Here is a 9,179-nt window from a genome sequence, read left to right on the forward strand (position 1 = left end):
TGACCATTCCGCGCCCATCGACGGCGCGGTGCACTCAGCGCACGCTGGCGACGACCCGCTTCCAGGTCTTCCAGAACGCCACGTCCTGCGTGGTGGTGAAGTTGATGCGCATGAGCGTGCAGGGCTGGCGCGTGGCGTGAAACAGCGCGCCGGGCGCGATCAGGTAGCCCTCGTCCAGCATGCGCTGGGCCAGCATGTCGGTGTCCACGCCCGTCTCGACCCAGCCGAACAACCCCGCCGGCTCGGACGCGAAGGTGCAGCCCGCGTCCAGCGCCAGTTGCACGCTGCGTGCGCGGGCCTGCGCCAGCCGCAGGCGCATGCGGTCGGCGTGGCGGCGCAGCTGGCCCTGGTCGATGCACAGCGCCAGGGCTTTTTCCAGCAAGGACGGCGTGGTCAGCGTGGACAGCAGCTTGGTGTCCAGCAGCCGCTCCACCAGCGCGGGCGGCGCCACCAAGTAGCCTACGCGCCAGTTCGGCGCCAGGATCTTGGCGAAACCGTTGACGTAGATGGTGCGGCGCAGGCCGTCGAGCGCCGTCAGGCGCGTGGCGTGGTCAGGCGCAATGTGGCCGTAGGTGTCGTCTTCGACGATGTGGAAGTCGTGCTGCTGCGCCAGCTGCAGCACCTGGTGCGCGCTGCCGGGCGACAGGCTATAGCCGGTGGGGTTGTGCAGCACGCTTACGCTCACGAAGAGCTTGGGCGCATGCGCCTCGCAATAGCGCGCCATCACCTTCAGATCGGGGCCATCGGGGCCGCGCGGCACGGGCAGCACGCGCATGCCCAGGGCGTCGAGGCGGGCGAATTCGACCGACCAGCCGGGCTCTTCCACCATCACCGGGTCGCCCGCTTTCAGCAGCGTGCGGCTGACGATGTCCAGCGCCTGCGTGGCGCCGATGGTGGTCACGATCTGTTCGGGCTGCGCATGCACGTTGATGGCGGCCAGGCGCCGCGCCAGCGCCTGGCGCAAGCTGGGGTCGCCCATGGGTTCGCCATAGCCGAACGAGCCGTCCTGCAACGCGCGGCTGCCGGTAATTTTGCGCACGGCGGCGGGCAAGAAGCGCGCCTCTTCCAGCCAGTCGGGCGGAAACACGCCGGTGCCCGGCTGCGGCTTGGACGACGCCTGGTGGAACATGCCCCGGATCAGCGCGGTGGCGTTGATGTGCGAGCCCGACATGCGCACGCCCATGCTGCCCAGCGGTGATGCCTCCTTTCCAATTGCTATGCTATTGATAGCTACTAGCGCTTGACCATCAAGCGCTACAGGCACTTTTTGCATGTAATCGCGCACATAGAAGCCGCGCTGGCGCCGGGCCTCTACCAGCCCCTGGGCCAGCAGTTGGTCGTACGCGGCCACCACGGTGTGCGGGCTCACGCCCTGCTGGCGCGCGCATTCGCGCACCGACGGCAGACGCGCCCCGGCGGGCAGCAGCCGCGAGCGGATGCGCTCGGCAAAACGGCCGGCCAGTTGTTCGGTCAGGGTGCGGTCGGAAGATCGGGTGAGCATGGTGCGGGATCGAAGCAATGCACGCGGCCCCACTGTGCCGCTGTGTGAACCAATACAGAGGATGCAGTTGTGACACTGTCTGTACTGCAACTGTAATGGAATCAATCCTACAGTGAACGCCAGATTGCTGCCTAGAAGCCCCCCGTACTCACCCCTTTTCCGCCCCGACAACGCCATGCCACTCATCGAATTCACCACCCTGCTGGTTCTGGCCACGGCGATGAGCTTTTCACCCGGGCCCAACACCACGCTGTCCACGGCCTTGGCCGCCAACCGGGGGCTGCCGGCTGCAATGCGCTTCGTCTGCGCCGTGCCGGTGGGCTGGACGTTGCTGCTGCTGCTGTGCGCCGCCGGCGTCGGTGCGGTGGTGGTGGCCGCGCCCGCGCTGCGGTGGGCGATCAAGGCGGTGGGCATCGGCTACCTGCTGTACCTGGCATTCAAGCTCGCGCGCAGCGCGCGGCTGTCCGAAGCCGACTCGGCGCGCCTGTCGGTTGGCTTCTGGCAAGGCGTGGTGCTGCAGTTCGTCAACATCAAGGCCTGGCTGCTGGCGCTGGCCATCGTGGCCGGCTGGGTGGCGGGCCGTCCGGACGCGCTGCAGCGCCTGGCCGTGGTGGTGCCGGTGATGCTGTTCTTCGCCTTCACCAGCAACCTGACCTATGCCGCCGCGGGCGCCTTGCTGCGCCACTGGCTGGCGCAGGGCGCGCGCCTGCTGTGGTTCAACCGCGCGATGGCGGCAGTGCTGGTGCTGACGGCCGCCTGGATGGTGACGAGCTGAAGCGCTGCACCGCCATAGAACACCCAACCACCTCATCCACACCATGTCGTCATCCACACGCACGCAACCCACCGCCGATGCGCCGCGCCCTCCGCTGTCGGCCGAGGCCCGCGGGCTGTGGCTCGGCCTGCTGGGCGTCGCCATCTTCGCCCTGACCCTGCCGATGACGCGGCTGGCCGTGGGCTCGCCCGAGGCGCCGCAAATGAGCGGCCTGTTCATCGCCATGGGCCGCGCCGTGGTGGCCGGCCTGCTGTCTGCCGCGCTGCTGCTGGCGCGCCGCGCACCGTGGCCCGAGCGCGCCGACTGGGCGCCGCTGGCGCTGACGGCGGCGGGCGTGGTGTTCGGCTTTCCGCTGCTGACCTCCATCGCCATGCGGCATGTGGAGGCGGTGCACGCCAGCGTCATCGTCGGCCTGCTGCCGCTGGCCACCGCCGCCGTGGGCGCGCTGCTGCATCGGCAGCGCCCATCGGCCGGCTTCTGGCTGTGCGCCGCGGCCGGCACCGTGCTGGTGGTGGTGTTCGCGGTGCTGCGCTCCGGCGCAGGCGGGGTGGCGCTGCACCCGGCTGACTTGCTGCTGATGGCCGCCATGCTGTGCGCTGCCGTGGGCTACGGCTATGGGGCGCGCCTGTCGCAGCGCATGCGGGCCGACGCGGTCATCTGCTGGGCGCTGGTGATCTCGCTGCCGCTGACCGTGCCGCTGTCTGCGGTGTCGTGGCCGCAGGCGCCGCTGCCCGCAGCGGCCTGGGGCGCGTTCGCCTATGTGTCCGTCTTTTCAATGTGGCTGGGCTTTTTTGCCTGGTACCGGGGCCTGGCCCTGGGCGGCACGGTGCGCGTGAGCCAGGTGCAGCTGGTGCAACCTTTTCTGGGCATGCTGGCCGCCGTGCCGCTGCTGGGCGAGCGGCTCGACGCGGTGAGCGTCGGCTTCGGCGTGGCGGTGCTGGCCACCGTGGCGCTGGGCCGTCGCATGCCGGTGCGGCCCCGCGAAAGGCTGGCCCCCACCCCCTGAAACCCCGCTGGCGCGGGCGCTGCGGGCGGTTAAGCTCCCCGGCGGCTTCACCCGCAAAGCCACATCGGCTGCACAACGGCCACCCTGCAACCCAGACAATCAGCGCATTGCTTTTTTGTGCTCCATGGAGATAACCGGATATGACGAACTGGACCCTGGCCGCCCGCGCCGCAAAGATGAACCCTTCGGTGATCCGCGAGATCCTGAAAGTGACCGAGAAGCCCGGCATCATCAGCCTGGCCGGCGGCCTGCCCTCGCCCAAGACCTTCCCCATCGATGCCTTCGCGCAGGCTTGCGCTGCGGTTCTTGAACATGACGGCCCGGCCGCCCTGCAATACGCTGCCAGCGAAGGCTATCTGCCGCTGCGCGAGGCCGTCGCCCGCATGCTGCCCTGGGAAGTGGACCCGGACCAGGTGCTGATCACCACCGGATCGCAGCAAGGCCTGGACCTGGTGGCCAAGGTGCTGATCGACGCGGGCAGCCGCATTCTGGTGGAAACGCCCACCTACCTGGGCGCACTGCAGGCCTTCGCGCCCATGGAGCCCACGGTGGTCAGCGTTGCCAGCGACGACCAAGGCGTGCAGGTGGACGACCTCGCCGCCAAAATGGGCACCGGCGCCGACCGCGCGCGTTTTCTGTACGTGCTGCCCAACTTCCAGAACCCCACCGGCCGCACCATGAACGAGGAGCGCCGCGCCGCCCTGGTGGCACGCGCGGCCGAGCTGAACCTGCCGCTGATCGAAGACAACCCCTATGGCGACCTGTGGTTCGACGCGCCGCCGGCCCTGCCGCTGACGGCGCGCAACCCCGATGGTTGCATCTACCTGGGGTCGTTCTCCAAGGTGCTGGCGCCCGGCCTGCGCCTGGGCTTTCTGGTGGCGCCGCGCGCCATCTACCCCAAGCTGCTGCAGGCCAAGCAGGCGGCCGACCTGCACAGCCCGAGCTTCAACCAGCGCATGGTGTCCGAGGTGATGAAGGACGGCTTCCTGGAACGGCACGTGCCGACGATTCGCCAGCTGTACAAGTCGCAGCGCGACGCCATGCTGGCCGCGCTGGAACGCGAGATGGCCGGCCTGCAGGTGGAGTGGAACCGCCCCGCTGGCGGCATGTTCCTGTGGGTGCGCCTGCCCGAAGGCCTGAGTGCCATCGACCTGCTGCCCGAAGCGGTGGACCGCAACGTCGCCTTCGTGCCCGGCGCGGCGTTCTACGCCGACCAAGCCGATCCGCGCACCCTGCGCCTGTCGTTCGTGACGGCCAGCGCGCAGCAGATCGACATCGGCATCGCTGCACTGGCGGCCGCCATTCGTGCCCGCGTCGCCAGTCCGGCGACGACTGCGTCCGCCGTGGCGGCCTGATCGCCATGCTTCGCCTTTGGGGACGCACAACGTCCATCAATGTCCGCAAGGTGGTCTGGACCGCACAGGAGCTGGGCCTGACCGTGCAGCGCACCGATGCCGGAGGCCAGTTCGGCCTGGTGCGCGAGCCCGAATATCTGCGCCAGAACCCCAACGGCATGGTGCCGCTGATCGAAGACGACGGCTACCTGCTGTGGGAATCGAACACCATCGTGCGCTACCTGTGCGCCCGGCATGCCCCGGCGGATCTGTACCCGGAAGGGCTGCCCGCACGCTTCGTCGCCGAGCAGTGGATGGACTGGCAGCAGACCACGCTGAACCCGGCGGGGCGCGATGCCTTCGTGCAATGGGTGCGCACACCGGCGCCTGAGCGCGACGACGCGCGCATCGCCCAGTCGGTGGCCGCCACCGAGCCGCTGTGGGACTTGCTGGATACGCACCTCTCGCGCCAGCCGTATCTGGCAGGCGAGCAGTTCACCATGGCCGACATTCCCGTCGGTTGCGAAATGCACCGCTGGTGCGGCCTGCCCCGCGACCGCATCGCGCGGCCGCATCTGGACCGCTGGTACCAAGCGCTCTGCGACCGACCGAGCGCGCGCGGCGTGCTGGACCAGCCGCTGGCCTGACCGACCGACTGCTGCGCGCAGCCAGTCGCCCTGGTTCTTGTGCATTCCCATGCTGCGGCCTTATGGCTGCGGCAGGCGGGCGCAGCCTTGCCCGCGCCCTTTACCGGCCTTCGCGGCTGACCGCTTTTTTTGTTGCCCTATTGAAAGCCTTCCATGCGCCAACGTTCTTTCAAGCAAGTCGATGTCTTCACGCAGCAGCCCTATCTGGGCAACCCGCTGGCCGTCGTGCTGGACGGCACCGACCTTTCCGTCGAAGCGATGCAGCACTTCACGAACTGGACGAATCTGTCGGAGGCCACCTTTTTGCTGCCGCCGACCGAAGCGGGCGCGGCGGCCGGCGCGGACTACCGCGTCCGCATCTTCTGCCCTGGGCGCGAGCTGCCGTTTGCCGGCCACCCCACGCTGGGCAGCTGCCACGCCTGGCTGGAAGCGGGCGGCCAGCCGCGCATGCCCGGCCGCGTGGTGCAGGAATGCGGCGTGGGTTTGGTCACCCTTCGGCAGGATGACAATCGCCTGGCCTTCGCTGCACCGCCGCTCCTGCGCGGCGGCCCGCTGGAGGAATTGGACGTGGAGCGCATTGCGCGCGGCCTGGGAGTGCAGCGCAACGACATCGTTGCCCACGCCTGGTGCGACAACGGCCCGAACTGGCGCGGCGTGATGCTGGCCACCGCCGAGCAGGTGCTGTCGCTGCGGCCTGACCCGGCTGTGCTGGGAGGGCTGGATATCGGCGTCGTCGGCCCGCGCGGCAAGGTCGGCGTGATCGGCCCACACGGCGCGGACTCCGCAGCGGATAACGACGACATAGCCTTCGAAGTGCGGGCGTTCTTCCCTGGCAACAACGGCCTGGCGGAGGACCCTGTCACCGGCAGCCTGAACGCCGCGCTGGCGCAATGGCTGATCGGCGCCCACTTGGCCCCGCCCCAGTACATCGTGTCCCAGGGCACGGCGTTGGGCCGCGCCGGGCGGGTGCACATCGAGCAGGACGGCGACACGATCTGGGTGGGCGGCGGCTCCGTCACCTGCGTGGACGGGCAGGTGCTGCTATGAGCCCAGACGGCCTACATGTTTGCGCCATCGACCATCTGGTCGTCATGGCAGATACCTTGGAGGCGGGCGCGGCATGGTGCCAGCACACACTGGGCGTGACCGCTGCGGCCGGTGGAGAGCATCCGCTGATGGGTACGCACAACCGGCTGGTCAATTTGTCGAGCAATGCGCATCCCCGCGCTTATCTGGAGATCATTGCTATCAATCCAGTAGCTATCAGCGCCCGTCCCTCGGGCGCTGCACGCTGGTTTGACATGGATAACGCAGCGCTGCAACAGCAGGTTCGCCGCCAGGGGCCGCAACTGATTCACTGGGTCGCCTCGGTGCCTGACGTGGCGGCGGGCCATGCGGCGCTGTCCGCACGGGGCGTCGATCGCGGCGCAATCCTGGCAGCCAGTCGCGCGACTTCCCTGGGGTTGCTGCAGTGGCAGATCACGGTGCGCAGCGATGGTCAGCGATTGATGGACGGCTGTCTGCCCACGCTCATCCAATGGGCCGATCGCCATCCCTGCTACAGCCTGCCGTCCAGCGGTGTGGAACTGCAGTCACTGCGGCTGGAGCACCCCGATGCTCCAGCGCTGTCTGGTGCCTGCGACGCCGTCGGGCTGGGCGCGCGCGTGGGCATCGCCTCCGCGCTGGCGCCGCGCATCCACGCCACGCTGAGCACACCACGCGGCGCCGTCAGCTTGCTGTCCGACACGGGCTTCTGAAATGACAGCCCTCACTCAACGTGAGGGAACCGGCGTTTTCGAGTCCTTTTCGGGCCGGCTCGCCTTCCATCTCCTGACTACCAAGAACCACGTCGCATGACAACTGCCTCACCGTCTGCCGAACTTTCCGCCCTGCCAACGCTGGCCGACATCGAAGCTGCCGTCCAGGTCGTCTATCAGGAATTCGCAGCCACTCCTCAGTACCGCTGGCCCTTGCTGGGCGAGCGGCTGGGGGTCGAGTGCTGGCTCAAACACGAGAACCACACGCCGGTAGGCGCATTCAAGATTCGCGGCGGACTGACCTATTTCGACCAGTTGGCACGGCGAGGTTCGCTTCCGCGCGAAGTCATCAGCGCCACCCGAGGCAATCACGGGCAAAGCATGGGCTGGGCAGCTCGCCGCCACGGCGTGGCCTGCACGATCGTCGTGCCGCACGGCAACTCGGTCGAGAAGAATGCAGCCATGAAGGCGCTCGGGGTGGAACTGATCGAGCACGGCGAAGACTTTCAAGCCGCGCGAGAACACGCCATTCACCTTGCGGGCGAACGGGGAGCGCATATGGTCCCCAGCTTCCATGCCGATCTGCTGCGGGGCGTGGCAACCTATTGGTGGGAGTTCTTCCGCGCCGTTCCTCACATGGAAGTAGCCTACGTTCCGATTGGCCAAGGCTCGGGCGCCTGCTCAGCCATCGCCGCCAAGCGGGCGCTGGATCATCCGGTTCGCATCGTCGGCGTCATCAGCGCCCATGCCACGACGTACGCTGATTCGATCGCAGCAGGCCGTGTCGTCGAATCGCCAGTGACCACCGTTCTGGCAGATGGCATGGCATGCCGCGTGGCTGATGCAGCGGCGCTGGACATACTCCGAGCGCATCTAGACGACCTGGTGCAAGTGACCGACACAGAAGTCGCCGAAGCCATGCGGGCGCTGTTCACCGACACCCACAATGTGGCCGAAGGAGCTGGCGCTGCCGCTTTGGCGGCTGCTTTGCAACCACAAGCCCGTGGACGACATCGCTGCATAGGGCTGTCGCTGACAGGGGGCAATGTCGATGCGGCAGTTTTTGCCCAAACACTGCGCGATCTGCCCTGATGCCTGCCATCAAACAATTGCTACTGTTTTAATAGCTATCGTCGCTTCTGCGACAAGCGGCACAAAGCCATCAGAACAAAAATCATGGCATGGGAACGCTTTATCTTGTGCGCCACGGCCAAGCCTCTTTTGGCGCGGCAGACTACGACCAACTCAGCCCGCGCGGCCGTGAACAGGCTGTGCGGCTGGGTGAGTATTGGCGCTCTCGAGGTACTCGGTTCGATGCCGTCATCACCGGCACGTTGCGCAGACACACACAAACGCTGGAAGGCATCCGGCACGGGCTTGCGGGTATGCCAGAGGCGCTGACATTCTCCGGATTGAACGAATACGACAGCGCCGCGCTGATCGCCGCGATTCATCCCCAGCCTTTGCCCAAGGCCGACACGCCGGCTCTGTACAAACAACACTTCCGTTTGTTGTGCGATGCGCTGTCCCAATGGATGGGCGGCACCATCAGCCCGGTTGGCATGCCAAGCTGGCAAGAGTTCGCGGGAGGGATCCACGCGACCCTGGAGCATGTTCGTCGCCATCACGCAGGCCAAAACGTGCTGCTCGTTTCCAGCGGCGGGCCTATTTCAACGGCTGTCGGACAGGTGCTGAGCACACCTCCCGAAGTCACCATCGCGTTGAACATGCGAATCCGAAATAGCGCAGTGACGGAATTCAGCATCAGCGCTAAGCGTTTGATGATGCAGACGTTCAATACCTTGCCTCATCTGGATTCCGAGGAACACGCGAGCTGGATCACGCACGCTTGAAGGCTTAAAAGAGTCTGGCGACATTTCCTTTGACTCTGCAACGGCCGATAGTCAAACAAAGCCAAACGGGCATATGGGCTTGGCTGTGCTGCAGTTCAGCTGAATCCCTATTTTTCCCGCTGAAGGCAATACACCCACTGCGATACGGAACAGCATTTGATTTGCCCTGAGTGGCAGCGATCGTCGCATTCACAGCAGATTCGCGCGTTTGTCTGCCCTGAATACCAACCCACGCAGCCGAACCGCTAATAACTTAGTCTATAGCCTCATTCAATGGATTTCAATTGAGCTGAAATTCTCGCCCCA

The 9,179-nt window shown here is 66.7% G+C and carries 9 protein-coding genes; 8 read left to right on the forward strand and 1 reads right to left on the reverse strand.

Going from position 1 to position 9,179, the window contains the following annotated elements; translation table 11 throughout:
• Window positions 1-34: 34 nt before the first annotated feature.
• Window positions 35-1,501, reverse strand: coding sequence for a PLP-dependent aminotransferase family protein (locus RQI28_RS18845; protein ID WP_311224187.1), 1,467 nt, complete (start codon window positions 1,499-1,501; stop codon window positions 35-37).
• A 175-nt stretch (window positions 1,502-1,676) separates the two neighbouring features.
• On the opposite strand from RQI28_RS18845, the gene RQI28_RS18850 reads away from it, so the two are divergent.
• The 8 genes from RQI28_RS18850 (at window position 1,677) to RQI28_RS18885 (ending at window position 8,873) form a co-directional block, all read left to right on the forward strand.
• Window positions 1,677-2,276, forward strand: a complete 600-nt coding sequence (locus RQI28_RS18850; protein WP_311224188.1) for a LysE family translocator — start codon at window positions 1,677-1,679, stop codon at window positions 2,274-2,276.
• A 43-nt stretch (window positions 2,277-2,319) separates the two neighbouring features.
• Window positions 2,320-3,282, forward strand: a complete 963-nt coding sequence (locus tag RQI28_RS18855; protein ID WP_311224189.1) for a DMT family transporter — start codon at window positions 2,320-2,322, stop codon at window positions 3,280-3,282.
• Between the two features lie 140 nt (window positions 3,283-3,422).
• Complete coding sequence (locus RQI28_RS18860; protein ID WP_311224190.1) at window positions 3,423-4,637, forward strand: PLP-dependent aminotransferase family protein; 1,215 nt, start codon at window positions 3,423-3,425, stop codon at window positions 4,635-4,637.
• A gap of 5 nt (window positions 4,638-4,642) precedes the next feature.
• On the forward strand, window positions 4,643-5,263 hold the full coding sequence (locus RQI28_RS18865; protein WP_311224191.1) for a glutathione S-transferase: 621 nt from the start codon (window positions 4,643-4,645) through the stop codon (window positions 5,261-5,263).
• 153 nt (window positions 5,264-5,416) lie between these two features.
• Window positions 5,417-6,310, forward strand: a complete 894-nt coding sequence (locus RQI28_RS18870; protein ID WP_311224192.1) for a PhzF family phenazine biosynthesis protein — start codon at window positions 5,417-5,419, stop codon at window positions 6,308-6,310.
• Complete coding sequence (locus RQI28_RS18875) at window positions 6,307-7,020, forward strand: VOC family protein (RefSeq protein WP_311224193.1); 714 nt, start codon at window positions 6,307-6,309, stop codon at window positions 7,018-7,020. The genes RQI28_RS18870 and RQI28_RS18875 overlap by 4 nt, the downstream gene beginning before the upstream one ends.
• Window positions 7,021-7,116: 96 nt before the next feature.
• Window positions 7,117-8,112: a threonine dehydratase gene (locus RQI28_RS18880; RefSeq protein WP_311224194.1), complete on the forward strand. Its 996-nt coding sequence runs from the start codon at window positions 7,117-7,119 to the stop codon at window positions 8,110-8,112.
• Between the two features lie 89 nt (window positions 8,113-8,201).
• Window positions 8,202-8,873: a histidine phosphatase family protein gene (locus RQI28_RS18885; RefSeq protein WP_311224195.1), complete on the forward strand. Its 672-nt coding sequence runs from the start codon at window positions 8,202-8,204 to the stop codon at window positions 8,871-8,873.
• Window positions 8,874-9,179 lie beyond the last annotated feature (306 nt).

The organism is Acidovorax sp. WCS2018Noco2-16 (assembly GCF_031843945.1).
Lineage (GTDB): Bacteria > Pseudomonadota > Gammaproteobacteria > Burkholderiales > Burkholderiaceae_C > Paracidovorax.

What these genes read in the sequence shown, in the direction of transcription:
- RQI28_RS18845 (WP_311224187.1), bottom strand. Translation starts at nt 1,501, where the DNA reads ATGCTCACCCGATCTTCCGACCGCACCCTGACCGAACAACTGGCCGGC.
- RQI28_RS18850 (WP_311224188.1), top strand. Translation starts at nt 1,677, where the DNA reads ATGCCACTCATCGAATTCACCACCCTGCTGGTTCTGGCCACGGCGATG.
- RQI28_RS18855 (WP_311224189.1), top strand. Translation starts at nt 2,320, where the DNA reads ATGTCGTCATCCACACGCACGCAACCCACCGCCGATGCGCCGCGCCCT.
- RQI28_RS18860 (WP_311224190.1), top strand. Translation starts at nt 3,423, where the DNA reads ATGACGAACTGGACCCTGGCCGCCCGCGCCGCAAAGATGAACCCTTCG.
- RQI28_RS18865 (WP_311224191.1), top strand. Translation starts at nt 4,643, where the DNA reads ATGCTTCGCCTTTGGGGACGCACAACGTCCATCAATGTCCGCAAGGTG.
- RQI28_RS18870 (WP_311224192.1), top strand. Translation starts at nt 5,417, where the DNA reads ATGCGCCAACGTTCTTTCAAGCAAGTCGATGTCTTCACGCAGCAGCCC.
- RQI28_RS18875 (WP_311224193.1), top strand. Translation starts at nt 6,307, where the DNA reads ATGAGCCCAGACGGCCTACATGTTTGCGCCATCGACCATCTGGTCGTC.
- RQI28_RS18880 (WP_311224194.1), top strand. Translation starts at nt 7,117, where the DNA reads ATGACAACTGCCTCACCGTCTGCCGAACTTTCCGCCCTGCCAACGCTG.
- RQI28_RS18885 (WP_311224195.1), top strand. Translation starts at nt 8,202, where the DNA reads ATGGGAACGCTTTATCTTGTGCGCCACGGCCAAGCCTCTTTTGGCGCG.